Annotated in this window: 27 protein-coding genes and 1 pseudogene; 13 read left to right on the top strand and 15 right to left on the bottom strand. The window is 52.2% G+C overall.

Features of this window, described 5'->3' with window-relative positions; translation table 11 throughout:
* Positions 1 to 12: 12 nt before the first annotated feature.
* Positions 13 to 1,032 (bottom strand): erythrose-4-phosphate dehydrogenase, encoded by a 1,020-nt coding sequence (epd, locus tag ACMYSL_RS04565; RefSeq protein WP_182234900.1) that lies wholly within the window; start codon positions 1,030 to 1,032, stop codon positions 13 to 15.
* Between the two features lie 274 nt (positions 1,033 to 1,306).
* On the opposite strand from epd, the pseudogene ACMYSL_RS04560 reads away from it, so the two are divergent.
* Positions 1,307 to 1,396 (top strand): annotated as a pseudogene (locus ACMYSL_RS04560) (prohibitin family protein); the annotation flags it as partial.
* Positions 1,397 to 1,443: 47 nt separating this feature from the next.
* Here the strand turns inward: ACMYSL_RS04560 and ACMYSL_RS04555 are convergent.
* The 7 genes from ACMYSL_RS04555 to tkt all read right to left on the bottom strand — a co-directional run bounded on the left by ACMYSL_RS04555 (position 1,444) and on the right by tkt (position 9,120).
* Positions 1,444 to 2,160 carry a nucleoside/nucleotide kinase family protein gene (locus ACMYSL_RS04555; protein ID WP_434661552.1) on the bottom strand — a complete coding sequence of 239 codons (717 nt, stop codon included), beginning with the start codon at positions 2,158 to 2,160 and terminating at the stop codon, positions 1,444 to 1,446.
* Entirely contained in the window at positions 2,157 to 2,666 is a 510-nt protein-coding gene (locus ACMYSL_RS04550; RefSeq protein ID WP_110276744.1) for an MltR family transcriptional regulator, read from the bottom strand. The genes ACMYSL_RS04555 and ACMYSL_RS04550 overlap by 4 nt, the downstream gene beginning before the upstream one ends.
* A 15-nt stretch (positions 2,667 to 2,681) precedes the next feature.
* Positions 2,682 to 3,653 (bottom strand): class II fructose-bisphosphatase, encoded by a 972-nt coding sequence (glpX, locus tag ACMYSL_RS04545; protein ID WP_182234903.1) that lies wholly within the window; start codon positions 3,651 to 3,653, stop codon positions 2,682 to 2,684.
* Positions 3,650 to 4,927: a zinc-binding dehydrogenase gene (locus ACMYSL_RS04540; protein WP_434661551.1), complete on the bottom strand. Its 1,278-nt coding sequence runs from the start codon at positions 4,925 to 4,927 to the stop codon at positions 3,650 to 3,652. The genes glpX and ACMYSL_RS04540 overlap by 4 nt, the downstream gene beginning before the upstream one ends.
* 25 nt (positions 4,928 to 4,952) lie before the next feature.
* The gene (locus ACMYSL_RS04535) at positions 4,953 to 6,329 is read right to left on the bottom strand and encodes a PTS mannitol transporter subunit IICB (RefSeq protein WP_304253542.1); all 1,377 of its coding nucleotides are present in this window, start codon (positions 6,327 to 6,329) and stop codon (positions 4,953 to 4,955) included.
* 27 nt (positions 6,330 to 6,356) lie between these two features.
* Positions 6,357 to 6,800, bottom strand: coding sequence for a PTS mannitol transporter subunit IIA (gene cmtB / locus ACMYSL_RS04530; RefSeq protein WP_304253544.1), 444 nt, complete (start codon positions 6,798 to 6,800; stop codon positions 6,357 to 6,359).
* A gap of 328 nt (positions 6,801 to 7,128) precedes the next feature.
* Entirely contained in the window at positions 7,129 to 9,120 is a 1,992-nt protein-coding gene (gene tkt, locus ACMYSL_RS04525; RefSeq protein ID WP_182234907.1) for a transketolase, read from the bottom strand.
* A 278-nt stretch (positions 9,121 to 9,398) separates the two neighbouring features.
* On the opposite strand from tkt, the gene ACMYSL_RS04520 reads away from it, so the two are divergent.
* The gene (locus ACMYSL_RS04520) at positions 9,399 to 10,157 is read left to right on the top strand and encodes a M48 family metallopeptidase (RefSeq protein ID WP_181484898.1); all 759 of its coding nucleotides are present in this window, start codon (positions 9,399 to 9,401) and stop codon (positions 10,155 to 10,157) included.
* Positions 10,158 to 10,377: 220 nt separating this feature from the next.
* On the opposite strand, the gene speB is transcribed toward ACMYSL_RS04520, so the two are convergent.
* The 5 genes from speB to ACMYSL_RS04495 form a co-directional block, all read right to left on the bottom strand.
* A complete protein-coding gene (gene speB / locus ACMYSL_RS04515) occupies positions 10,378 to 11,298 on the bottom strand; it encodes an agmatinase (RefSeq protein ID WP_434661548.1) in 921 nt (306 codons plus the stop codon).
* Positions 11,299 to 11,450: 152 nt separating this feature from the next.
* A complete protein-coding gene (locus ACMYSL_RS04510; RefSeq protein ID WP_434661547.1) occupies positions 11,451 to 12,182 on the bottom strand; it encodes a hypothetical protein in 732 nt (243 codons plus the stop codon).
* Between the two features lie 151 nt (positions 12,183 to 12,333).
* Positions 12,334 to 14,310, bottom strand: a complete 1,977-nt coding sequence (gene speA / locus ACMYSL_RS04505; protein ID WP_181484896.1) for a biosynthetic arginine decarboxylase — start codon at positions 14,308 to 14,310, stop codon at positions 12,334 to 12,336.
* Entirely contained in the window at positions 14,303 to 14,449 is a 147-nt protein-coding gene (yqgB, locus tag ACMYSL_RS04500; RefSeq protein WP_130624344.1) for an acid stress response protein YqgB, read from the bottom strand. The genes speA and yqgB overlap by 8 nt, the downstream gene beginning before the upstream one ends.
* Before the next feature lie 85 nt (positions 14,450 to 14,534).
* On the bottom strand, positions 14,535 to 14,684 hold the full coding sequence (locus ACMYSL_RS04495; protein ID WP_434661544.1) for a hypothetical protein: 150 nt from the start codon (positions 14,682 to 14,684) through the stop codon (positions 14,535 to 14,537).
* A 466-nt stretch (positions 14,685 to 15,150) separates the two neighbouring features.
* Between ACMYSL_RS04495 and metK the strand changes: the two genes are divergently transcribed.
* From metK to ruvX, 8 genes are all read left to right on the top strand, one after another.
* Positions 15,151 to 16,305 carry a methionine adenosyltransferase gene (gene metK, locus ACMYSL_RS04490; protein ID WP_110273091.1) on the top strand — a complete coding sequence of 385 codons (1,155 nt, stop codon included), beginning with the start codon at positions 15,151 to 15,153 and terminating at the stop codon, positions 16,303 to 16,305.
* Positions 16,306 to 16,693: 388 nt separating this feature from the next.
* Complete coding sequence (locus ACMYSL_RS04485; RefSeq protein WP_434661542.1) at positions 16,694 to 18,088, top strand: sugar porter family MFS transporter; 1,395 nt, start codon at positions 16,694 to 16,696, stop codon at positions 18,086 to 18,088.
* 75 nt (positions 18,089 to 18,163) lie between these two features.
* Positions 18,164 to 18,664 (top strand): SprT family zinc-dependent metalloprotease, encoded by a 501-nt coding sequence (locus tag ACMYSL_RS04480; RefSeq protein WP_434661540.1) that lies wholly within the window; start codon positions 18,164 to 18,166, stop codon positions 18,662 to 18,664.
* Positions 18,665 to 18,758: 94 nt separating this feature from the next.
* Positions 18,759 to 19,466: a deoxyribonuclease I gene (endA, locus tag ACMYSL_RS04475; RefSeq protein ID WP_434661538.1), complete on the top strand. Its 708-nt coding sequence runs from the start codon at positions 18,759 to 18,761 to the stop codon at positions 19,464 to 19,466.
* A 91-nt stretch (positions 19,467 to 19,557) separates the two neighbouring features.
* A complete protein-coding gene (rsmE, locus tag ACMYSL_RS04470) occupies positions 19,558 to 20,289 on the top strand; it encodes a 16S rRNA (uracil(1498)-N(3))-methyltransferase (RefSeq protein WP_434661536.1) in 732 nt (243 codons plus the stop codon).
* Positions 20,290 to 20,309: 20 nt separating this feature from the next.
* Positions 20,310 to 21,257 (top strand): glutathione synthase, encoded by a 948-nt coding sequence (gene gshB / locus ACMYSL_RS04465; protein WP_434661534.1) that lies wholly within the window; start codon positions 20,310 to 20,312, stop codon positions 21,255 to 21,257.
* A gap of 158 nt (positions 21,258 to 21,415) precedes the next feature.
* On the top strand, positions 21,416 to 21,979 hold the full coding sequence (locus ACMYSL_RS04460; protein ID WP_112217183.1) for a YqgE/AlgH family protein: 564 nt from the start codon (positions 21,416 to 21,418) through the stop codon (positions 21,977 to 21,979).
* The gene (gene ruvX / locus ACMYSL_RS04455; RefSeq protein ID WP_112217182.1) at positions 21,979 to 22,395 is read left to right on the top strand and encodes a Holliday junction resolvase RuvX; all 417 of its coding nucleotides are present in this window, start codon (positions 21,979 to 21,981) and stop codon (positions 22,393 to 22,395) included. Before ACMYSL_RS04460 ends, ruvX begins: the two co-directional genes overlap by 1 nt.
* A gap of 55 nt (positions 22,396 to 22,450) precedes the next feature.
* On the opposite strand, the gene ACMYSL_RS04450 is transcribed toward ruvX, so the two are convergent.
* Positions 22,451 to 23,104, bottom strand: coding sequence for a LuxR C-terminal-related transcriptional regulator (locus tag ACMYSL_RS04450; protein WP_181484887.1), 654 nt, complete (start codon positions 23,102 to 23,104; stop codon positions 22,451 to 22,453).
* A gap of 348 nt (positions 23,105 to 23,452) precedes the next feature.
* A complete protein-coding gene (locus ACMYSL_RS04445) occupies positions 23,453 to 24,433 on the bottom strand; it encodes a type IV pilus twitching motility protein PilT (RefSeq protein ID WP_434661531.1) in 981 nt (326 codons plus the stop codon).
* Positions 24,434 to 24,449: 16 nt separating this feature from the next.
* On the opposite strand from ACMYSL_RS04445, the gene ACMYSL_RS04440 reads away from it, so the two are divergent.
* The 3 genes from ACMYSL_RS04440 to yggU are packed head-to-tail and all read left to right on the top strand — an operon-like array spanning position 24,450 to position 26,025.
* On the top strand, positions 24,450 to 25,154 hold the full coding sequence (locus tag ACMYSL_RS04440) for a YggS family pyridoxal phosphate-dependent enzyme (RefSeq protein WP_182234917.1): 705 nt from the start codon (positions 24,450 to 24,452) through the stop codon (positions 25,152 to 25,154).
* A 17-nt stretch (positions 25,155 to 25,171) separates the two neighbouring features.
* The gene (locus tag ACMYSL_RS04435) at positions 25,172 to 25,738 is read left to right on the top strand and encodes a YggT family protein (protein WP_434661528.1); all 567 of its coding nucleotides are present in this window, start codon (positions 25,172 to 25,174) and stop codon (positions 25,736 to 25,738) included.
* Positions 25,735 to 26,025: a DUF167 family protein YggU gene (yggU, locus tag ACMYSL_RS04430; protein WP_110273080.1), complete on the top strand. Its 291-nt coding sequence runs from the start codon at positions 25,735 to 25,737 to the stop codon at positions 26,023 to 26,025. The genes ACMYSL_RS04435 and yggU overlap by 4 nt, the downstream gene beginning before the upstream one ends.
* Positions 26,026 to 26,032 lie beyond the last annotated feature (7 nt).

The following is a 26,032-nucleotide window of genomic DNA, read 5'->3' as shown; positions in this document are numbered from 1 at the left end:
CGCTTACGCGCCTTACCTGAAACCTTGTGCGGCCATCGCTAACGTGGTGTCGAGCATCCGGTTAGCAAAGCCCCATTCGTTATCGCACCAGACCAGCGTTTTGATCAAATGCGCGCCGCTTACCCGCGTTTGCGTACCATCAACAATGGCGCTATGCGGATCGTGGTTGAAATCTATCGAGACTAACGGTAATTCCGTATAGTCAACTATACCATGAAATGTACCCTGTGCTGCTTTTTGCAGCAACTGGTTGACTTCACTTGCTTTTACTGGTTTCTTCACCGTCACGCTGAGGTCGATAGCCGTCACATTAATGGTCGGCACACGCACCGCAATCGCTTCGAAACGATCGTTAAACTGGGGGAAAAAACGCGTAATCCCCGCAGCAAGCTTAGTATCAACCGGGATAATCGACTGACTGGCTGCTCGAGTACGACGCAAATCCGGATGCCAGGAATCAATGACCTGCTGATCGTTCATTGATGAGTGGATCGTCGTTACCGTTCCTGACTCTATGCCGTAGGCATCATCTAACAGTTTAATGACCGGAATAATGCAGTTGGTCGTGCAGGAGGCGTTGGAGACGATACGGTGCTCGGCTCGCAGTTCATCATGATTGACGCCAAAAACAACCGTCGCGTCGAGATCGTTGCCGCCAGGATGTGAAAAGAGCACTTTCTTCGCGCCAGCCTGAAGATGGGCTTCGCCATGTTCACGGCTGCCGTAAACGCCCGTACAATCAAGCACCACATCCACCGCCAGCTCACGCCAGGGCAACGCCTCAAGGGAAGATTCATGCAGCAGGCGAATAGCATCATCGCCGACAAACAGTTGCTCTCTCTCCTGGCGTACATCCCAGGCAAAGCGCCCATGGCTGGTGTCATATTTCAACAAATGAGCGATGCCGGCAGCATCCGCCAGTTCATTGATTGCCACCACGGTGATTTCCGCACGACGCCCGGATTCATACAAAGCACGAACCACGTTACGCCCGATGCGACCGAAGCCATTAATCGCAATGCGTATGGTCATAGGTCTCCTGCAAGGCTGTCCATGAAATGAGGTGGCTGACAGAGTAATGCAGCTACGCTCTAAGGGAAACCTTACCTGTCGCAAACTGCGACTGATTGATTAATTGTCGAACATTTAGACGACTGAAACGCTTCAGCTAGAATAAGCGAAACAAGGAATAAAAGGAATGACTGTCCAGTTGAAGAAGCCATTTATCTGACTTACGTCACATTTTAAAAGGAATAGTTGCAACGCGAGTAACGAATAGCAAAGACGATGCGAGCAGACTTCTTGTCTTGTCGCTCTGACCACAGCGGAGCGTTGGGATGGTAAATTGCCGGAGACCATGATTCCTGGCGGCACTGTTCCCTTTATCTCAACTAAATACAAACAGGGCCGTTATCGCGGCCCTTTTTGCAACACTCGCCTGAGTCAAGGGCAGGCAATCTTATATGCACCGTCAGCCGTCATCTCTAACGTCAGGTTTGCAGCCCGGCTGTTTTCGAGCACACGGCGAACGTTCGGACCATCGGTACGCTCGTAAAACGCCTCGGCTTCAGCTTGCGACAGGCCTCCGGCCAGCTTGCGTCCAACCAGCCTATCCCGCAAAGCGTTGGCTGGCGCTTTAATAAACAGTGAAAAATCGCAAAACTCCGCGAGTACACGCCACTGCTCATCATCCAGCAGCAGCCAGTTGCCCTCAACGATAACAACGGGGGCATTTACATTAATGGCAGCTTCTACCGGGTCGTGTTTTTGCCGATCGTATTGCGGCCAGTCGCCCTCACCCTCGCGAATCTGGCGAAGATTTTTCGCCAGCTTGGTCACATCGAACGTTTCCGGTGCGCCTTTCGAGCTACGTAACCCATGCTCTTCAAGCCAAGTGTTATAGCGGTGAAAACCGTCCATCGGTAGCGTCTGGATGGGTGTCAAATGCGAGTCCTGACGCGCTAAAAACTCCCAAAACGTCGTAAGCGTCGATTTCCCTGTCCCTGGCGGCGCACTGAGGAAAATAATGGTCCGCCGGTTCGGCGTTAAAGCATGTAATCGGGTAAAACGGTGCAGTAAAGGTTTATGGACGTTCTCAATTTCGTCATCACTGTACCGGGCATCAACATTCAGCCCATTAATACTCAGCGTTATATTCACGGCGTTAATTCCTTTAATATCGTCGTTATCGCCAACGCCAGCGCGGTTTTCACCATATTAATGAAGCGAATTTCTGACCACGAAGAGAAATCAGCAAACTTCATTGATTTCAACGCGCCATATAATGCGGTGTTATTCGTAATGCTATTTACATTACAAATAAAATCCCAGGTCAACTCGTCCGCAAATCCGGGAAGATCGCATTGTTCAGTCAGATACTGATAAAACTGCGAAAAGTGGGTGATATCGGCATAGAGCCATTTGTCCATTTTCCCCAGCGCATATATCAGTCGTAACGCCACATCAATATCGTCAAGCGGGCCGCTTTGCGCGAGTAACGGCTTCACTGCATATTCCACGATCTCTTCATCATTATTAACGAACAACGAGGGCAGAAAACGCTTGATGGCCTGCAACAAGAGGGTATTTGCAGTCGCCATAAAGGAGAGTAAATCTTGCTGAGCGTCCAATTGCTCCAGCACGTCATCTTCTGTTAGCGTCGTCATTCGTTTCTCGATAAATCACCAGGAATGCAGAGAGTCTACTATATTACACGTTTGGTCTATGCCACTGATTAGGATTGTTTGTGTGCGAATTCCGCCCGCGCTGCGTTGAATTCCACGCAGCAGGTCTCCACCCGTGACGCCGGTTGCAGCGAACAGAACATCGCGGTGGCTCACGATATCATCAAGCCGGTACACATGGTTGACCTTAACGCCCATCTCATCGCAACGGCTGCGCTCTTTCAGCGCTATCTGCTGGTGCTCAGGCGAGTCGCCTTTCGCCTCACAAAAGTCGATAAGTTCCGCCTGCATATCCCCACCCAGAGCGGTCACCGCGCATGCAGATATCACCCCTTCCGGCGCGCCGCCAATGGTGAACATCACATCGTAAGCATTGTCCGCCATGCAGGTCTGCACGCTGGCGGCGACATCACCATCCGGCAAAGCAAAAACTTTCACCCCAAGGCTTCTTGCTTCATCAATAGCGGGCCGTAATCGCGGTTTATCCAAAGTGACCATGCGCAACGCCGTCAGCGGCTTGTCCAGCGCCTTTGCCACGCTATATAAGTTCTCGCTTAACGAATGCCGCAGATTAATCGCCCCTTTCGCCCGGCGGCCCACAACCATCTTTTTCATATACATATCAGGTGCATGCAGCAGCGAACCCGCTGGCGCAAAAGCCATGACCGCCAGCGCATTACTTTGCCCCATCGCAACCATTCGGGTTCCTTCTATTGGATCGACGGCAATATCAGTAGCCAACCCCTCGCCACGTCCAACCTGCTCGCCAATCCACAACATGGGAGCATGGTCGATTTCCCCCTCTCCGATGACGATCCGCCCCTGAAAATTAAGCTCATTGAGCGCCTGCCGCATTGCGCTTACCGCCAGGCCATCAATTTTGTTTTTATCCCCGCACCCCGTTTCGGGCCAGGCAGCAAGCGCTGCCTGTTCCGTAGTGCGTAGCAGCGGCCACGCCAGTGACATCATTCCGTCACCTCGCCAATATCAACGCCAAAGTGCGCCAGAAGATACTTCTCGGCCCGCTCATTCCAGATCCCGTGCGTCTCTTCTACCAGTTTCGCCAGCTGCTTAAACAGCGGGTCGGTTTTACCTTTCTCAGCAAAATCAGTAATCGCCGTTAGCGGCATCGTCACGCCGTTATAAATCAGCTTTTTGCCGCCAGGTATGTTGGGCAGATTAAGCACCGTGTCCGGCACCGCATCCAGGCCGCCAATATGCGTCACCATAAATGAAGGCTGTAGTTGTCCAGTTGCGCTCAGGGCGATCGCTTCAAGCATGTCATCCGTTGAGCCGCCGGAGGTCCCCACGACATGGGTGCTGTTGTAATGCACGTTGTAGAAGTTAAACGGGACTTTAAAGTTTTTATCCGTAGGACCGGCAAAGAAGTTCAGGCATCCATCTTCTGCCAGCAGATCGTCCGCCATTTCCACGATAGCGGGAACGGCAGCATAGACGAAGACATCGTCAAATCCTTCGTCATTCGTCAGCGCCCGCAGCGCCTGTACCGGATCCGCAACATCCCGCGTATTGACGTAAACCAGTTCAATTCCTTTACTGGCAGCCAGTTCTACCGGCAGGAGTTTTTGCGCCTGCGCCAGGCGCTTTTCATCAATATCAACCACTACCACCCGCGCCGGGGCAATGTTGCCGTTGATAGCATAATCTATCGCGCCAATGCCCATCGGCCCGGCACATGCCAGCAGCGCCAGATTGCCGCCAGGCTTAATTCCCATCCGATGCTCATAGACATAAGGCGTGGTATGGAAATTGGCGTTATATGCACCAATAATGCAACACATAGGTTCAGCCAGCGACGCGGCGGCAAAATAAGAACCGTGATATGGCAGTACACATCCCAGATTAATAGCCACCTCAGGGATAATCATATAGGTCGCGTTACCGCCGAAGTATTCATAGCTATAACCTGCTGAATATCCGCTGGGTAGTCCCATTGCCGGTTGCAAAACAAATCGCTGTCCTTTTTTATATTTGCCAGTGAGATTTTTACCCACTTCGACAATAATTCCTGCACATTCATGACCGGTAATAACCGGATGATTTTCTAAATCATCGGGAACGCGCTTATGTTCGCTACCTAAAGTGGCGGCCTTCCAGGTGGATAAGCACACGCTATCGGAGATTACGCTCACCAACAGTTCATTATCGGTAATTTGCGGAAGTTCGAATTCACGAATACGGACATCCTGCTTGCCATAAATAGCGGCAACTTTGGTTTTCATATTAACTCCGTAAATTAATGAGCAATCAGGCGCTGAGGTTTTTAAACAACTCGTCCAGGTGCGGATCGCCGATATAGTTTTTAATCAGGATTAAAGGTTTATCACTGACGCGTTTAACACGGCCTTCCAGGCTGGCATGAGTGACGATAATATCCGCATCATCCGGTACATTTTCGATGGCATAGTGGGTAACGGTAATAGCCAGCCCCGCTTTTTCCAGACGTTTACGGAAAGTTGTTGCGCCCATCGCGCTGGAGCCCATACCCGCATCGCAAACGAAAGCGACGCGTTTAACTTGCTTGTAAGAAAACGAACCTTCGCGTTTCATCGCTTTTACCGCTTTAGCAGATTCGCTAAATGTATCTTCTTTTTCGACTTCGATGCTTTTATCCATCTTCAGAATAAAAGAAGTCATGATAAAGGTCACCAGAGCCCCCGCCGTTACGCCCGCGATGGTGGCGATAAACGACCCTTTCGGTGTTAATGCCAGGTAGGCGAAGATTGAGCCAGGACTCGGTCCGGCAACCAGGCCGCCACCTAATAAATTAAAGACCCAGGTACCGGTCATTCCACCGCCGATCATGGCAATCAGCGTTAGCGGCTTCATCAACACATAAGGGAAATAGAGCTCATGGATACCGCCAAGGAAATGGATAATCATGGCGCCCGGAGCGGACTTCTTACTCATGCCTTTACCAAAGATGGCAAACCCGAGCAGCAGGCCCAGCCCTGGGCCGGGGTTAGAGGCCACCATAAAGAAGATCGATTTTCCGGTCTCAGCAGCCTGTTGCATACCCAGCGGATAATAGACACCCTGATCGATAGCATTGTTCAGAAAGAGGATTTTTGCGGGTTCGTTGATAACCGATAACAGCGGCAGATATCCTGCATGTACCAGTGCTTCAATGCATTCCTTCACAAAATTGTTGGCGACAAGAACTGCCGGGCCGATAACCTCAAATCCCAGCAGGCACAAGATCATGCCAGCGATACCGAGAGAGAAGTTATTTATGACCATTTCGAAACCGGCAGGAATACGTTTTTCCAGCAGGCGGTCAATATGCTTAATCACCAGGCCACCGAGCGGGCCCATGATCATGGAACCAAGGAACATAGGAATATCAGCGCCAACAATCACGCCAATGGAACCAATGCCGCCCATTACCGCTCCGCGCTTGCCGCCAACCAGGTGACCACCGGTTGAGCCAATCATTACCGGTAATAAATAGGTGATCATCGGACCGACAATTTTGGCAAAATGCTCATTGGGCATCCAGCCAGTAGGAATAAATAATGCGGTAATAAACCCCCAGGCAATAAATGCGCCGATATTGGGGATGACCATGGCAGTCAAAAACCCACCAAAAGCCTGGACCTTTGCACGAGCAGACTTGTTTTCCATATTAATATCCTGAAAGGAGGGAGTAGATTATGCGCGGGAGATAATATCCGCTAATTGTTTCTCAGATTTAGCCGCCAACAATGCAGCCAGGTTTTCCTCTTCACACAATAATTCACTTAATGCCTGAATCGCACCAATATGCGAATCTGAATCGGCAGCAGACAGCCCAATTAATAATTTAATCGGCTCATTGTCCTCACCAAAGCTGACATGGTTTCGCAATAGCGTTAATGACATCCCTGTTTTTAACGCGCCGTATTCAGGACGCGCATGGGGCATTGCCACTTCGGGAGCCAGAATATAATAAGGCCCGTTAGTTAACGTAGAGTCTTTAATTGCCTGAACATATTGCGGGCTAACATAATGATTAGACAATAAAGCTGACATTGAAAAATCAACCGCTTCTTGCCAGCTTGATGCTGAATTCTTTATCGATATTGATGCTTCTGGAAAATAATCAATCAGTCGCATAGGTCATCCTTTTATTTTATTTCTAGGGTACAGCTTATCGTTAAAAACAAAATACTCGGGAGGCACAGTGAAATCAATAAGCGACAAAAGAGAGGCGAACTGGCTGAAGGTTTTTACGAAATGAACAAAAACAATAAGTTGATAATTAAAAAAATAAAATCAACTCTATGTTTGTGATTTAAATTGCAAATATGAAAAATCACTAAATTAACGTTTTGTGAAGCATGTCACTATTAATGACTTGATGACAACTAACAAAAAAAGCTAGCACTGTCTCAATCAAAAGAAACGGGCCGCCTGAGCGACCCGTTTATTATCATAAAAATGATTACAGCAGCGCTTTCGCTTTGGCGACTACGTTGTCAACGGTGAAGCCAAACTCTTCAAACAGCAGCTCAGCCGGAGCAGATTCACCGAAGGTAGTCATGCCGACGATAGCGCCGTTCAGGCCCACGTATTTGAACCAGTAGTCAGCAATACCCGCTTCAACGGCTACGCGAGCAGAGACTGCTTTCGGCAGCACCGCTTCACGGTAAGCAGCATCCTGCTTGTCGAATGCGTCAGTGGACGGCATGGAAACCACGCGCGCCTTCACGCCTTCGGCAGTCAGTTTTTCGTAAGCAGCTACCGCCAGCTCAACTTCTGAACCGGTGGCGATAAAAATCAGCTCTGGCTGGCCAGCGCAATCTTTCAGCACGTAACCACCGCGGGCGACGTTCGCCAGCTGCTCTTCGGTACGTTCCTGCTGCGCCAGGTTCTGACGGGAGAGGATCAGCGCGGTCGGGCCGTCCTGACGCTCAACGCCGTATTTCCACGCGATAGCAGATTCAACCTGGTCACACGGACGCCATGTGGACATGTTTGGCGTGACGCGCAGGGAAGCAACCTGCTCAACCGGCTGGTGAGTCGGGCCATCTTCGCCCAGACCGATGGAGTCGTGGGTATAGACCATCACCTGACGCTGCTTCATGAGAGCCGCCATACGCACCGCGTTACGGGCGTATTCCACGAACATCAGGAAGGTAGAGGTGTACGGCAGGAAGCCGCCGTGCAGCGAGATACCGTTGGCAATCGCGGTCATGCCGAACTCGCGCACACCGTAGTGGATGTAGTTACCGGCGGTGTCTTCGTTAATCGCTTTAGAGCCGGACCAGATGGTCAGGTTAGACGGTGCCAGGTCAGCGGAGCCGCCGAGGAATTCCGGCAGCAGCGGGCCGAAAGCTTCGATCGCATTCTGGGATGCTTTACGGCTGGCGATTTTCGCCGGATTCGCCTGCAGCTTAGCGATGAACTCATTCGCTTTCGCATCGAAGTCAGACGGCATATCGCCTTTCATACGACGGGTGAATTCTGCCGCTTCCTGCGGGAAGGCTTTGGCGTAGGCCGCGAACTTCTCGTTCCAGGAGGCTTCTTTCGCCTGACCGGCTTCTTTCGCATCCCACTGAGCATAGATATCAGACGGGATTTCAAAGGCCGGGTGTTTCCAGCCCAAAGCTTCGCGGGTCAGCGCGATTTCCGCGTCGCCCAGCGGCGCGCCGTGGGAGTCGTGAGTGCCCTGTTTGTTCGGCGAACCAAAACCGATGATGGTTTTGCACATCAGCAGGGACGGTTTGTCGGTAACTGCACGTGCTTCTTCCACTGCGCGTTTAATCGAGTCAGCATCGTGACCGTCCACGCCACGAACAACGTGCCAGCCGTAGGCTTCAAAACGCTTCGCGGTGTCGTCGGTAAACCAGCCTTCAACGTGACCGTCGATAGAGATGCCGTTATCGTCATAGAAAGCGACCAGCTTGCCCAGTTTCAGGGTACCGGCCAGGGAGCATACCTCGTGAGAGATACCTTCCATCATGCAGCCGTCGCCCATGAAGGCGTAAGTGAAGTGGTCAACAATGTCGTGGCCCGGACGGTTAAACTGCGCCGCCAGCGTTTTCTCCGCAATCGCCATACCCACCGCATTGGCAATACCCTGACCCAGCGGACCGGTAGTGGTTTCAACACCCGCGGTGTAACCCACTTCCGGGTGACCCGGAGTTTTAGAGTGCAGCTGGCGGAAGTTTTTCAGCTCTTCAATCGGCAGATCATAACCGGTGAGGTGCAGCAGGCTATAGATCAGCATAGAGCCGTGACCGTTGGACAGCACAAAGCGGTCGCGGTCAGCCCATAATGGGTTCTGCGGGTTATGGTTCAGGAAATCACGCCACAGGACTTCAGCAATGTCAGCCATACCCATCGGGGCACCCGGGTGACCGGATTTGGCTTTCTGTACTGCGTCCATGCTCAGCGCACGAATAGCGTTGGCAAGCTCTTTACGTGAGGACATTTTGACTCCAGATCGGATAATGAAGGCCATGCCCGCAACGACTTGACGACAGCGCGTTTTGGGCTACGCCGGAAAAAAGTGTGAACAATGTAACCTAAGCGGCAAAACATGTACATGGAGCATCCTTTTGCCGCTTAAGAAATCTCTGGAACATGTTGTGCTACACCGTAATCCTCTCGCCCGCATCCTGAGATAGTATTTATAATTTGTATAGGATACGGCAGGTCTGCTATCGCCGTTTTTTCGGATAAATAACCATAAGATTGTGGAAGATAAAAATGAAAATTCGTTCAGCTATTCTTGCCCTTGGGATCGCAGCAACGCTTACCGGATGCCAGAACATGGACTCTAACGCCCTGCTCGGCTCTGGCGCAGAAGCCTGGCAGGCTTACTCCCTCAGCGACGAGCAGGTTAAAACCTTAAGCGACAAGGCCTGCCAGGAGATGGACGCCAAAGCCACCATCGCGCCTGCCAGCAGCGAATACAGTAAGCGCCTCAGCAAAATCGCCGCCGCGCTGGGCGACAACATCAACGGCCAGCCGGTGAACTACAAGGTATACCAAACCAAAGACGTCAACGCATTTGCCATGGCCAACGGCTGTATTCGCGTCTATAGCGGGCTAATGGATTTGATGAATGATAATGAAGTTGAAGCAGTCATCGGCCATGAAATGGGTCACGTGGCGCTCGGTCATGTGAAGAAAGGGATGCAGGTCGCGCTGGGTACCAACGCGGTGCGCGCAGCGGCGGCCTCAGCTGGCGGCATTGTCGGCAGTCTCTCGCAGTCGCAACTGGGCGATCTGGGTGAAAAACTGGTGAATTCACAATTCTCCCAGCGCCAGGAATCTGAAGCAGACGACTACTCTTACGATCTGCTGCGTAAACGCGGGATTAACCCAGCGGGCCTGGCCACCAGCTTCGAAAAATTAGCCAAGCTGGAAGCCGGTCGCCAAAGCTCAATGTTTGACGATCACCCGGCATCAGAAGCGCGTGCTCAGCATATTCGCGATCGAATGGCTGCGGACGGCATTAAGTAACCGCCGCCCCATCAGCAAGCCATATCAGATATTTTTGGCAAAGCTCATCATGCAAGCCGGATAGCATTAGCGCTATCCGGCATACCTGGTGATGACAAACCCGTTTTAGACATTGCGCCCGGATTCATGCCGGGTGGCGGCTAACGCCTTACCCAGCCTACAAGATCCGCGATTATCTGTAGGCCCGTGCAAGCGCAGCGCCGCCGGGCGATTCCTGTGATTATTCGCCTTTCTTCGCCGCCTGGATATACAGCATCTCCAGCGCCAGAGTCGCCGCCGCCAGCGCAGTGATTTCGGACTGATCGTAAGCCGGAGCCACTTCCACCACGTCCATGCCGACAATATTCAGGTCCTTCAGGCCGCGCACCAGTTTGATCGCGCGATCTGAAGTCAGGCCACCGATCACTGGCGTACCGGTACCCGGTGCGAATGCCGGATCCAGGCAGTCGATATCAAAGGTCAGATAGACCGGCATATCGCCGACGATCTGCTTAACCTGGGCAATCACATCGTCAGCGGTCCGATCATTAACCTGACCCGCATCCAGCACCGTGAAGCCGTTATCTTTATCAAACTCGGTACGAATGCCGATCTGCACCGCATGATTCGGGTCGATCAGACCTTCGTTCGGCGCAGTATAAAACATGGTGCCGTGGTCGAATTCGCAGCCGTTTGCATAGGTATCGGTGTGAGCATCGAAGTGCACCAGCGCCATTTTGCCGAAGTGCTTAGCGTGCGCGCGCAGCAGCGGCAGCGTCACGAAATGGTCACCGCCGAAGGAGAGCATGCGTTTACCCGCAGCCAGCAATCTTTCCGCGTGGGCCTGCAGCTTTTCGCTCATCTCACGCGCATCGCCGAAGGCATAAACCAGATCGCCACAGTCAACCACGTTGAGACGCTCACGCATATCAAAGTTCCACGGGAAGCGGTTGTGCTCCCACGCGAGGTTAGTCGACACCTGACGGATCGCCGCCGGACCGTGACGGCCGCCCGCGCGCCCGGAAGTCGCCATATCAAACGGGACGCCGGTAATCACCCAGTCAGCATCGCTGTCGTACGGCTGGAAGTTCAGCGGCAGACGCAGAAAACCAAATGCGTTGGATACCAGGGAGTTATCGTATTGATGACCTAAGGTGCTCATGGGTATGACCTCTTTTTTGCCGTCTTGGTAATTTGAAAAAGATATAAAAAAACCCTTCCGCGTCGTTAGGCCCGACGAGAAAGGGTTTGATTTGCATATCATGTATTGGGCGTAATTATCGCCTTAAAACTACCCAGCTTCAAGCAAAGCGTTTATTTACGGCACGGCGGTGGTGCATAACCGTTGCTGTCTGCCGGGAAAGCCTGAGCCGAGCACGGGGGCAGCGCCGAGGTTGATTTACTCTGTAGCGCAAATGCCGCAAAACCAATAACCCCGGTATTACGCACATCACCCTGCGCGGAGTTAGCCGCATAGGAATCAGAGGCATCGGAGAACTGGAACGCTGCCTCAGTATGCTTATCTTTTCTGAACCCTTTAATCGCCAGTGAATCACCAGCATTAACAATATAACCGCTATTATTCAGAGAGCCAGGTTTACCGCTCAGCACATCCAGGCCATCAACCGTCGCGACAATCTCATAATTCGTATCACGACTGAAATTACGCACGTACAGCTGATAGTTCATCCCCACGGTCGCCGGGATAATATATTGCCACTGCCCAGTGTAGGAGTCATAACGACGAGTGATTGGAATAGAATTAAAATTTGCATCACGAACAGCATATTCAAGATTACTGATACGAATGCTATAAACACGATCGTACCCCGGCTGGTATTTAGCAGAGTAATTTATCAGAATGATTTCACTGGGCTCACGCTCTGCCCGCTCAGCTGAGACGCCCGTCACCGTTGAATTTACGTCTCCCCCCCACGTGGTGCCCACTTCGGAATGCATGGATTGGTTGGACTGCATCTGTCCAGCGCACCCGCCTAAAAGCAAAAACATGCTGACCAGTAAACTCTTAATTTTAAATCCCTTCATATCCACATCCTTTGCTGTCATGAATAAATTACCCAGCAATAGTAGGGATATTTAAAAATAAAAAAAGAGGATAATTAACGATTAAGATTCTTTTCAGAATGAGATGACCGATTTATAACAATAAATCGGTCATCAAGCGGAATACTCTTAATTACTCATCTTCGAGATAAGTATATCCATATAATCCCGCTTCGAACTCTTCAAGGAACTGCTGCTGCAGCGCTTCGTCGAGGCCTGAGTTTTTCACCTGATCGCGGAACTGAGTCAGCAACGTGCTCGGGTCTAGCTGCACGTATTGCAGCATGTCCGCCACAGTATCCCCTTCATCGGACAGCTCAACTTCCACGCTACCGTCAGGGAACACAAACACGTCGACGGCTTCCGTATCACCGAACAGGTTGTGCATATTGCCGAGAATTTCCTGATAGGCACCGACCATAAAGAAACCCAGCATCGGTGGGTTATCCGGATCGTACTCCGGCATTGGCATCGTGGTTGCGATACCATCACCATCGACATAATGGTCAATTGCACCATCGGAGTCACAGGTGATATCAAGCAGCACCGCACGGCGTTCCGGCACCATATTCAGCCCTTCCAGCGGCATCACCGGGAACAGCTGATCGATACCCCAGGCATCCGGCATCGACTGGAACAGTGAGAAGTTGACGTAGATTTTATCCGCCATCCGCTCCTGCAGCTCGTCAATAATCGGACGATGCGCACGGTTGCTCGGGTCGAGCTGCTTCTGCACTTCATGACACATATTCAGATACAGCTGCTCGGCCCAGGCGCGCTCCTGAAGATTAAAGGTGCCGGAGGAGTAGCCAATGTGGATATCATGCAGGTCCATCTGGCTATCATGCAGCCATTCGCGCAGCGAGCGGCGGTTGCCGGTCTCGTGCATTTCCAGCCAGGTTTCCCACATACTTTGCAGTGGACGCGCAGCGTCTTGTGCAGGCGGAGTCGCTTCGGTGTATTCGTTACGCTCAACGCCGATAATGTTAGAGACCAGCACGGTATGATGCGCAGTCACCGCACGACCCGACTCGGTAATCACCGTCGGATGCGGCAGGCCGTTCTCTTCACAGGCATCGCCAATCGCCCAGATTATGTTGTTGGCATACTCGTTCAGGCCGTAGTTCACCGAACAATCGGACTGCGAACGGGTACCTTCATAGTCCACGCCCAGACCGCCGCCAACGTCGAAGCACTGAATGTTGACACCCAGCTTATGCAGCTCAACGTAGAAGCGCGACGACTCACGCACGCCGGTGGCAATATCACGAATATTGGCCATCTGCGAACCGAGATGGAAGTGCAACAGTTGCAGGCTGTCCAGATGCCCTGCCGTACGCAGGATCTCAACCAGTTGCAGAACCTGCGTTGCCGCAAGGCCAAATTTCGATTTTTCGCCGCCGGATGACTGCCATTTACCGGAACCCTGCGATGCCAGACGCGCACGCACGCCAAGGCGCGGCACCACGTTCAGACGCTCGGCTTCTTCCAGCACGATAGCGATTTCCGACATTTTTTCGATGACCAGATAGACCTTGTGACCCATCTTTTCACCCACCAGCGCCAGGCGGATATATTCACGGTCTTTATAACCGTTACACACAATCACGCTACGGGTCATGCCCGCGTGCGCCAGGACCGCCATCAGTTCCGCTTTTGAGCCCGCTTCCAGACCCAGTGGTTCACCGGAGTGGATCAGCGACTCAATAACCCGGCGATGCTGGTTAACCTTGATCGGATAAACCAGGAAGTAGTCACCGTTATAGCCATAGGATTCACGCGCGCGTTTAAATGCGGCATTAATCGAACGCAGGCGGTGCTGCAGAATCTGCGGAAAGCAGAACAGCGCAGGCAGGCGCTGGCCCTGTGCTTCACGCGCTTTCACCAGCTCGGCGAGGTCAACGCGCGCTTCCGGGACGTCGGGATCCGGGCAGACGCTAATATGGCCCAGTTCGTTAACGTCGTAGTAGTTATTACCCCACCAGGCAATATTATAAGTACGTAGCATCTTGCTGGCTTCCTGGGAGCTCATCGCAACCTCCTGCATGGAACGTAGTACACCGTGTTCGCCTGCTGACGAAGGCGAAAACAAAGACATGTCGTCAGACATAGCGAACCTCAAATTTAGTAACAAGTGTAAAACAGTTGACTACTATCGCAATCCGAAGAAGCGATAACAACCCATGAACAGTCCTAAATCCCAGCAGATAGTGCTGGTCTCGCGACTGCGCGACCGGTTTCTTATTCATATCATCGTAAAACACGTACCCGAACGGAGTATGACAGTTCGGAGAAACCACGAGAAAACCCTTGCGATAGCAAGAGCGCCCTTGTTCAGTTTTCCAATCGCCTACCGGCCCTGGAATCCTGAGAAGCGCCGAGATGGGTAGAGCATCGGCTGGTTTGCATGAGAGAGATGCAGCTTGCGGGATAGTGACGCGCGACGGAACGACGCGACGAATCAGGCAAAAAACGTGGGTTCATTATTAAGGATCACCTCCACACTGCCCCGACATGGGCCAGCGACAAGCCAAAGCTAGACATTCCGAACAGCCAGCGCAAACGCTGCTGCGGGACTCTGTAAACACAGACTGCTTAACCCGGCTGGAAGTGGCGTCACGAGAAGAGTGCTCGTGCGCTTTTTAATGAGCCGCGCGCGGCGTTTTATACCGAGAAGCGGGGTAAAAAGCAAAATAAAAATATGTGCGTTGCCGGGGTTTGTCAGGAAAAATTGCCACCACTGTTTTCCCATAAATGCGACGAATATCAAAAAAGGCTGGAAATGGGGTCAACAACTGCCCTAAAATAGCCATCCAGAAGTTAATCCATCTATACTGATTAACACTCAGACTGCTCGTGTCACTACCTGCAAGCTTTGGTAGGGTCATCCGTCAAAGCCTCTCTACACAACAGTATGAGCTACCCGAATCGTCCACAGGTGAAATAAAACATGGCAAAACACCTCTTTACGTCCGAGTCCGTATCAGAAGGGCATCCAGACAAAATTGCTGACCAAATCTCCGACGCCGTACTGGACGCGATCCTCGAGCAGGATCCGAAAGCACGCGTAGCATGTGAAACCTACGTCAAGACCGGCATGGTTCTGGTTGGCGGTGAAATCACCACCAGCGCATGGGTTGATATCGAAGAGATCACCCGTAACACGGTCCGTGAAATTGGCTACGTGCATTCCGATATGGGCTTTGATGCCAACTCCTGCGCGGTACTGAGCGCTATCGGCAAACAGTCTCCGGACATCAACCAGGGTGTTGACCGTGCCGATCCGCTGGAACAAGGCGCGGGCGACCAGGGCCTGATGTTTGGCTACGCGACTAACGAAACTGACGTGCTGATGCCAGCGCCGATCACCTATGCTCACCGCCTGGTGCAGCGTCAGGCCGAAGTGCGTAAAAATGGCACCCTGCCGTGGCTGCGCCCGGATGCGAAAAGCCAGGTCACCTTCCAGTATGACGACGGCAAAATCGTCGGCATCGATGCCGTGGTTCTGTCGACTCAGCATGCGGAAAATATTGACCAGAAATCACTGCAAGAAGCGGTGATGGAAGAGATCATCAAGCCGGTCCTGCCGACCGAATGGCTGAGCAGCGCAACAAAATTCTTTATCAACCCAACAGGTCGTTTTGTCATCGGCGGCCCGATGGGCGACTGTGGCCTGACCGGGCGTAAAATCATCGTTGATACCTACGGCGGCATGGCTCGTCACGGCGGCGGCGCATTCTCCGGTAAAGATCCATCAAAAGTGGACCGTTCTGCAGCCTACGCTGCACGCTATGTTGCGAAAAACATCGTGGCGGCTGGTCTGGCTGACCGTTGCGAAATTCAGGTTTCCTACGCTATCGGCGTTGCAGAACCGACTTCCATCATGGTTGAAACCTTCGGCACTGAGAAAATCGCTTCTGAACAACTGACTCTGCTGGTTCGCGAGTTCTTCGATCTCCGTCCGTACGGACTGATTCAGATGCTGGATCTGCTGCACCCGATCTACAAAGAAACCGCAGCATACGGACACTTTGGCCGCGAACATTTCCCTTGGGAAAAAACCGACAAAGCCGCTCAACTGCGCGAAGCCGCTGGCCTCAAGTAAACCATGCCCTTCTGCTTTTAAGGCCAGCCTCGCGCTGGCCTTTTCGTTTCTAATACTCCCCGTTAGCGATTTCCCGCAGACACGTATCGACCCCTATCGCAAAAAATGAAAGCGATTACATTAGGCACAGAGCAAATCATTAATTAACTCACGCTCTTAATGCACTAAAACATCACAGTGTTACACAATATTTCAGTTTTCTCTGATTAGTGCTTTTAATTTCTTAAGCTAGAATCAATTAATATGTTGATTTAAATAATTTTAATTCAATTACGTTTCTTTACTTTAGTGTAACCGATTACACAGTCGTGATTGACATCACATTTTTTTACTACGTACTTCCCTACCCTAACCATCGATAGAATCAATAACTCAACTGGAGGGCGTTATGCCTGACAACAAAAAACATGGGCGCTCGAACAAGACGATGACGTTCTTTGTCTGCTTCCTCGCCGCACTGGCTGGCCTGCTGTTCGGCCTTGATATCGGTGTTATTGCGGGTGCCTTACCCTTTATTGCCAACGAGTTTCAGATAAGCGCTCATACCCAGGAATGGGTGGTGAGCTCCATGATGTTCGGCGCCGCCGTTGGCGCAGTGGGCAGCGGCTGGCTCTCTTTCAAACTCGGACGCAAAAAAAGCCTGATGATTGGCGCCATCCTGTTCGTTGCCGGTTCGCTGTGCTCTGCTGCTGCTCCGAACGTTGAAGTGCTGCTGATTTCCCGCGTGCTGCTCGGTCTGGCCGTAGGCGTCGCCTCCTATACTGCCCCGCTTTATTTGTCGGAAATCGCCCCGGAAAAAATTCGCGGCAGCATGATTTCGATGTATCAGCTGATGATCACCATTGGTATTCTCGGCGCTTATCTTTCCGATACGGCGTTTAGCTATAGCGGCGCGTGGCGCTGGATGCTCGGCGTTATTATCATCCCGGCGATCCTGTTGTTGATTGGCGTTATCTTCCTGCCGGACAGCCCGCGCTGGTTTGCCGCTAAGCGCCGCTTTGTTGATGCAGAACGCGTTCTGCTGCGCCTGCGCGATACCAGCGCAGAAGCAAAACGCGAGCTGGATGAAATCCGCGAAAGCCTGAAGGTAAAACAGTCCGGCTGGTCGCTATTTAAAGAAAACAGCAACTTCCGTCGCGCGGTGTTCCTTGGCGTTCTACTGCAGGTGATGCAGCAGTTCACCGGCATGAACGTCATCATGTACTACGCACCGAAGATTTTTGAACTGGCAGGCTATGCCAATACCACTGAACAAATGTGGGGGACAGTCATCGTCGGTCTGACTAACGTTCTGGCAACCTTTATTGCTATCGGCCTGGTTGACCGCTGGGGTCGTAAACCGACGCTGATCCTTGGCTTTATCGTGATGGCCGTCGGCATGGGCGTACTGGGCAGCATGATGCATATTGGCATCCATTCAGCCACCGCGCAGTACTTTGCCGTGCTGATGCTGCTGATGTTTATCGTCGGCTTTGCGATGAGCGCCGGTCCGCTGATTTGGGTACTGTGTTCAGAAATCCAGCCGCTGAAAGGACGTGATTTTGGTATCACCTGCTCAACAGCAACCAACTGGATTGCCAACATGATCGTCGGCGCCACCTTCCTGACCATGCTGAACTCGCTGGGCAGCGCCAACACCTTCTGGGTCTATGGCGGTCTGAACGTGTTGTTCATCTTCCTGACGCTGTGGTTAATTCCGGAAACGAAAAACGTCTCGCTGGAACACATCGAACGTAACCTGATGAAAGGTCGTAAACTGCGCGAAATCGGCGCTCGCGATTAACCCGACAGGCTTCCTCCCGCCCGGGAGGAAGCTTCTTCTTGCTCTCCCCTCTCTGCCGCACTATCCTCTGGCGCTATGAAAACACCCCGAATTCCCATTGCCCTTCAACAGGCCGTCATGCGCAGCCTGCGCGAGAATCTGGCCAAAGCTAACGCCAAACTGGGACAACATTACCCTGAACCGATACTGGTCTATCAGCAACGTGGCACTTCCGCCGGCACCGCCTGGCTGGAAAAAAACGAAATCCGCCTCAACCCGGTGCTGCTGCTGGAAAACCAACAAGCATTTATCGACGAGGTCGTACCGCATGAGCTGGCTCATCTGCTGGTGTGGAAGCACTTTGGTCGCGTCGCACCGCACGGCAGAGAGTGGAAATGGATGATGGAAAACGTACTCGGCGTTCCGGCCCTGCGCACCCATCGTTTTGAACTCGACTCGGTGCGCAAAAACACCTTCTCCTACCGCTGCCAGTGTCAGCAGCACCAGTTAACCGTCCGCCGTCACAATCGCGTGGTGCGCGGGGAAGCCACTTATCGCTGCGTTCGCTGCGGCGACGTTCTGGTAGCGGAAAAGTAATCTCCGGAAATAATTGGAAGTTTTCTGATCTGGCTGATTGCATCCGGCAATCGCATTCGTTACGTTGCGGGCTCGTTTTGACACGGAGTTCACGATGTCCCGCATTCATATTTTTACTGTCGCGTTTCTCAGCGTGACGGCGTGTGGCCCGCTTGCGGCCGAAGGAATCAACAGTTTTTCTCAAGCCAAGGCTGCAGGCGTGAAAGTCAACGCCGATGTCCCAGGCGATTTTTACTGCGGTTGTAAAATCAACTGGCAGGGGAAAAAAGGCGTTATCGACCTGGAATCTTGTGGCTATAAAGTGCGTAAAAATGAAAACCGCGCCAGCCGGGTTGAGTGGGAGCATGTGGTTCCGGCCTGGCAGTTCGGCCACCAGCGTCAATGCTGGCAGGATGGCGGACGGAAAAACTGTGCCAAAGACCCGGAATATCGCAAGATGGAAAGCGACATGCATAACCTGCAGCCAGCGGTCGGTGAGGTCAATGGCGATCGCGCCAACTTTATGTACAGCCAGTGGAACGGCGGCGAAGGCCAATATGGTCAGTGCGACATAAAGGTCGATTTCAAAGACAAAGTCGCCGAGCCACCGGCTCGTGCCCGCGGTTCTATCGCCCGCACCTACTTCTATATGCGCGACCGCTATCAACTAAATCTTTCCCGCCAGCAAACTCAGCTATTTACCGCCTGGGACAAGCAGTATCCGGTGACGACCTGGGAGTGTCAGCGCGACGAGCGCATTGCGAAAGTCCAGGGTAACCATAATCCTTACGTCCTGCAGGCTTGCCAGGCGCAAAAGAGCTAACCTACACTAGCGGCAATTGTTAATTTGCAGCGTCACTCTTCTCTTCTTTACGAGGGAAGAGGATATCTGCACACAGAACGGAATATCAAGCATGCGCACTCCTCGCATCCATCACCCGGAATCCATCACCACGGGCACCCAGATTGCCCTCTCCGACGACGCGGCCAACCATGTCGGCCGCGTTTTACGCATGGGTAAAGGTCAGGCAATCGAGCTTTTTGACGGTAGCAATCAGGTCTTCGAAGCGGTAATTGTCGAGGCCGGTAAGAAAAATGTTCTGGTTGAAGTGCAGAGCAGCAAAATCGATGACCGCGAATCCCCACTGCATATCCATTTGGGTCAGGTAATGTCCCGTGGCGAAAAAATGGAATTCACCATCCAGAAATCGATCGAACTTGGTGTAAGCCTCATAACGCCACTGTTTTCCGAGCGCTGTGGCGTTAAACTGGATGCCGAACGTTTGCAGAAGAAGATCCAGCAGTGGCAAAAAATCGCCATTGCCGCCTGCGAGCAGAGCGGTCGCAACGTGGTGCCGGAGATCCGCCCGGCAATGCAGCTTGAAGCCTGGTGCGCGGAACAGGACGAGGGCCTGAAGCTCAATCTGCATCCCCGGGCCAGCGCCAGCATTAACACGCTGCCGTTGCCGGTCGAGCGTGTTCGCCTGCTGATTGGCCCGGAAGGCGGCCTGTCGGCGGAAGAAATAGCGATGACCGCTCGCTACCAGTTTACTGATATCCTGTTGGGACCGCGCGTTCTGCGTACAGAGACAACTGCGCTCACTGCCATCACCGCCCTGCAGGTGCGTTTTGGCGACTTAGGTTGAGGCGTTAACGGAGAAGAATAATGATTAAGCTCGGCATCGTGATGGACCCCATCGCAACCATCAACATCAAGAAAGACACCAGCTTCGCCATGTTGCTGGAAGCGCAGCGTCGCGGCTATGAACTCCATTATATGGAGATGAACGATCTGTACTTAATCAACGGTGAAGCCCGCGCCCGTACGCGCACGCTGAGCGTCGAGCAAAACTACGATAAATGGTATGAATTCAACAGCGAGCAGGATCTGCCGCTCGCGGATCTCGACGTAATTCTGATGCGTAAGGATCCGCCGTTCGATACTGAGTTTATCTACGCGACCTATATTCTTGAGCGTGCTGAAGAAAAAGGAACGCTTATCGTCAACAAGCCGCAAAGCCTGCGCGACTGTAACGAAAAGCTATTTACCGCCTGGTTCTCCGAATTAACCCCGGAAACGCTGGTCACCCGTAATAAAGCTCAGTTAAAAGCCTTCTGGGAAAAACATGGCGATATCATCCTCAAGCCGCTGGACGGCATGGGTGGCGCATCGATTTTCCGCGTTAAAGAAGGCGACCCTAACCTTGGCGTGATCACCGAGACATTAACCGAACTCGGCAGCCGTTACTGCATGGCGCAGAACTATCTGCCAGCCATTAAAGATGGCGATAAGCGCGTGCTGGTGGTTGATGGCGAACCCGTTCCTTACTGCCTGGCCCGTATACCGCAGGGTGGCGAAACTCGTGGTAACCTTGCAGCAGGTGGTCGCGGTGAAGCGCGCCCGCTGACTGAAAGCGACTGGGCTATCGCCCGCCGCGTCGGCCCAACGCTAAAAGCTAAAGGGTTAATTTTTGTGGGTCTAGATATCATTGGCGATCGCCTGACGGAAATTAACGTCACCAGCCCGACCTGCGTACGTGAAATCGAAGCCGCATTCCCGATTTCCATTACCGGCATGCTGATGGACGCCATCGAGAAGCGCATCAATAAATAAGCGCTGCTTCAGGCTACGGGCCCGCGCCTGTAGCCTGAAAGACCACTCAAGTTGATTCAACGCCCCTGTAACCTGAAAGATAAAGTTGAATCGACAGCCTTGCACGTTACCCGCATACTGGGTGCTGCTTTTTTGAACCAGGAACAGAACCTCTGACAATGAATTTACAGCATCACTTTCTAATTGCCATGCCTGCTCTCCAGGACCCGATTTTCCGTCGCTCCGTAGTCTATATCTGCGAGTATAACGATGACGGTGCCATGGGCATTATTATCAATAAACCGATGGAAAATCTGCTGGTTGAAGGGATCCTGGAGAAGTTAAAAATCGCGCCCGATCCGCGTAACCCTGATATCCGCCTGGATAAACCGGTTATGCTCGGTGGGCCTCTGGCTGAAGACCGGGGCTTTATCCTGCATTCACCACCGTCCGATTTCTCATCCAGCATCCGTATCTCTGATAATACGGTGATAACCACCTCCCGCGACGTGCTGGAAACACTGGGTACGGACAAGCAGCCAGGTAATGTGCTGGTCGCGCTGGGATATGCTTCCTGGGAGAAAGGCCAACTGGAACAAGAGATACTGGATAACGCCTGGTTAACCGCTCCGGCCGATCAGAATATTTTGTTTAAAACGCCGATAGCTGACCGCTGGCGCGATGCAGCGAAGCTTATTGGTATCGATATCGTGACAATGCCAGCCGAAGCGGGACATGCATAATGAGCGGAACCTTACTGGGTTTTGATTTTGGCACCAAAAGTATTGGCGTCGCAGTCGGGCAGCGCATCACCGGGACTGCTCGCCCTCTTCCCGCACTTAAAGCACAGGACGGCAAGCCGGACTGGAACATTATCGAAAAATTACTGAAAGAGTGGCAACCTGAGGCCGTTATTGTCGGTCTGCCGCTTAATATGGACGGTACTGAACAGCCTCTTACCGCACGTGCACGCAACTTCGCCAATAAAATACATGGCCGCTTTGGGGTGCAAATAACGTTGCATGACGAACGTCTAAGCACCGTTGAAGCCAGAGCCGGATTATTTGAACACGGCGGATTTCGCGCGCTAAATAAAGGCAGCATCGATTCCGCTTCAGCGGTTATTATTCTGGAAAGCTATTTCGAACAAGGCTTCTAAGCCTGACAAATGGCGCCATAGCCTGTAGCTGGCGCCACTTCCCTGACTCAACCCGTTAGTGACGCAGATGTTCGTTCGCCCAGCTTACCGCCTGGGTACGATTCTTCACGCTCAGCTTACGAAACACGTTATACAGGTGAGTGCGGACCGTATTTTCGCTGATAAATAGCGCGCGAGCTATATCCATATTGGTCGCACCACAGCGCAGTTCATTAAGAATTTCACATTCGCGTTCAGTCAACGGAGAACTTTCCGCAGGTGCCGATGCATGATCCGCAGCATACATCGCCGGGTGCATCACGCTCAATTCAGCCGTCTGTTCACCGTTCAATACGGCTTTAACGCCCTCAATTAAGCGCGATTCATCATCGTCATGGCGAAAGACACCATAAAGCGCAGGCCACTGTGCCATTTCGTAGAGTTCATACTTTTGTGCGCTATTGATAATCAGCAGACGAGGATTGTCTGCTTGTAAGCGAATAATGTCACGCCATACGCTGTTCAACTTTTTATTTGAAACAGCAATATCAAATAATATTACAGAATCTTTCAAAAGACGTTGTACAAGGGGCTTATTAATATTTTGCAAAATGACAGAAACAGATAACGTATCAGCCAGATACGTTGCAAATGCTTTGCTTTGAATCGATGGGTGAGTAATAAAAGTAACCTGGCGAGAACGAATGAAATCCTCAGAAAAATTAATCACTTAAAACTCTCCTTAGTTGATACCCGCCTTCATAGCGGTTAAATGAATTAAAAAGAATACGATCGCGAGTGTATTTATAAGTCCAAACCATATTTACACATTGAAACAATATTCCATGGGAATTTTCCTATCCCTGCAAACAGCATAAATCGAATGCCTTAAGAGAGTCAAAAGATTATCAAACTTTTTTCCTGGTTATGGGAAGTTTATGTCAATTCGTTTTTCATAGCGTACATTATTCGTCTTAATTTCACGTACTTATCTGTAATATAAAATTATGATACCGAACATTAATAAAACATTGTCATAACAAGCCATTGGTAAGATGTCTGAATATAAAAAATACAGCTATAAACGACCCGCCGCCGTACGTTGCTGAAAGCTTTGCGTAAATGTTTGCATGCCCGATTGCTGCCCGGTTTGCATCACGCCGGGCAGCTGATGCGTTTTTCCCTCTCGGATCAAATTCGCCACCGCTGGGGTATTAACTAAAAGCTCGTATAGCGCAACTCTTCCACCAGCAGTATCCGGAAACAATTTTTGTGCCAGCACAGCGCACAAACTCCCTGCCAGCTGACTGCGGACCTGCTCTTTCTCCTGCGCCGGAAAAACATCTACCAGCCTCTCGACCGCCTGCGCCGCGCCACGCGTATGCAACGTCGCCATCACCAGATGTCCGGTCTCCGCCGCGGTTAATGCAAGGCGGATCGTTTCACTATCACGCAGTTCCCCTAACAAAATGACGTCAGGGTCCTGACGCAGCGCGACGCGCAATGCCGATGCAAAGGAGGGACAGTGGCGGCCAACTTCCCGCTGTTGAATCAGGCAACGCTCGCTGTGATGGATAAACTCAACCGGGTCTTCCAGCGTCAGAATATGACCATCGAGACGCTGGTTAAGATAACCAACCATCGCCGCCAGGGTGGTTGATTTGCCGCTTCCGGTCGCCCCCGTGACCAGAATAAGCCCACTCTCTTCATTGAGCAGTTCCGGTAAGGCGGCAGGAGCACCCAGTTCCTCCAGTAAAGGACAAGTTTCTGCCAGCAGGCGTAATGCCAGCGACAGGCCACGAGTATGGGCAAACGCGCTGGCACGAAGGCGCGGCCCGCCTGCCGGCGCAAGGGCAAAATCAACCTGCCCGCAGGCCTGCCACTGCGCTAACTGCTCTTCGTTGAGCCAGTCATTGAGAATTTTACCGATATCCGGCGAGGTAAAAGGCGCAGGTTCCAGCTTTCCCTGGCGACGCCAGCGCGGCGCTGACGCATTGCACAGGTGTAGATCGGAGACATTATGCTTTACACTAAGGGCCACTATTTCTTCCAGCTCCATAACTCATCCTCGGAATATGAACGATATTGCGCATAACCTGGCACAGGTCCGGGACAAAATCTCAGCCGCTGCCGCACGCTGCGGCCGTGCTCCAGAAGAAGTTACGTTGCTTGCAGTGAGTAAAACGAAACCTGCGAGCGCTATCGAAGAAGCGGTGGCTGCAGGCCAGGTGGCTTTTGGCGAAAACTACGTTCAGGAAGGGGTGGAAAAAATTCGCCACTTTCAGGAAGTGGGCGCAACCGGTCTACAGTGGCACTTTATTGGTCCACTGCAGTCCAACAAAAGCCGCCTGGTGGCCGAGCATTTTGACTGGTGCCATACCGTCGATCGGCTCAAAATCGCCGCCCGCCTTAGCGAGCAACGACCAGCCCATTTGCCACCGCTCAACGTACTGATTCAAATCAATATCAGCGATGAGCACAGCAAATCAGGTATTCCGCTTGAAGCCCTGGACGCGCTGGCGGCAGACATCGCCGAGCTGCCTAACCTACAGCTACGCGGCTTGATGGCGATTCCCGCGCCAGAGTCAGAATATGTAAGGCAGTTTGCCGTCGCCCAACAAATGGCGGTAGCATTTGCGCGATTAAAAACACGCTATCCTACGGTCGATACGTTGTCGCTGGGAATGTCGGATGATATGGAAGCCGCCATCGCGGCGGGAAGCACTATGGTGCGCATCGGAACCGCAATTTTCGGCGCGCGCGACTACAGCAAAAAATAAGGAATCTGAGGAACGCCATGAAGACGTTGACTTTCCTGCTCTCAACGGTCATTGAGCTCTACACAATGGTCGTGTTATTACGCGTCTGGATGCAGTGTGCGCGCTGCGACTTTTATAACCCGTTTTCGCAGTTCGTCGTGAAAGCGACGCAGCCTGTCGTTGGGCCGCTACGCCGCATTATCCCGGCAATGGGGCCGCTCGATAGCGCCTCCCTGCTGGTCGCCTTTATTCTTTGCGTTGTGAAAGCCATCGTCCTGTTTATGGTCGTCACTTTCCAGCCAATTATCTGGATCTCCGCGTTCCTGATCCTCATCAAAACCATGGGCTCATTGATTTTCTGGGTTCTGCTGTTGATGGCGATTATGAGCTGGGTTAGCCAGGGCCGTAGCCCGGTAGAATACGTCCTGATGCAGCTGGCTGACCCGCTGCTGCGTCCGATTCGCAAAATGCTGCCATCAATGGGCGGGATTGATTTCTCGCCGATGGTGCTGGTGCTGCTGTTGTACGTTATCAATATGGGCATTGCCGAGCTCTTACAGGCAACAGGCAACGTTCTGCTTCCGGGGCTGTGGATGGCGCTATGAGTGCCGTCGAAGCCTGCGCTGACGGGTTAGTCTTGCGGCTGTATATTCAGCCCAAGGCCAGCCGCGACAGCATCGTTGGTTTACATGGCGACGAACTTAAAGTCGCCATTACCGCCCCGCCCGTTGATGGTCAGGCCAACGCCCATCTGGTTAAATTCCTCGCCAAACAGTTCCGCGTAGCGAAAAGCCAGGTCCTTATTGAAAAAGGTGAACTGGGCCGCCACAAGCAGGTAAAAATCATTCATCCGCAGCAGATCCCGACCGGGGTCGCTGCGCTGACAGAATAAACAGGAC

Origin of the sequence: Klebsiella sp. MISC125, from assembly GCF_051131775.1 — a bacterium.
GTDB lineage: Bacteria > Pseudomonadota > Gammaproteobacteria > Enterobacterales > Enterobacteriaceae > Klebsiella.
The sequence above is the reverse complement of the archived record's forward strand: the minus strand, read 5'-3'. Positions and strand labels throughout refer to the sequence as shown.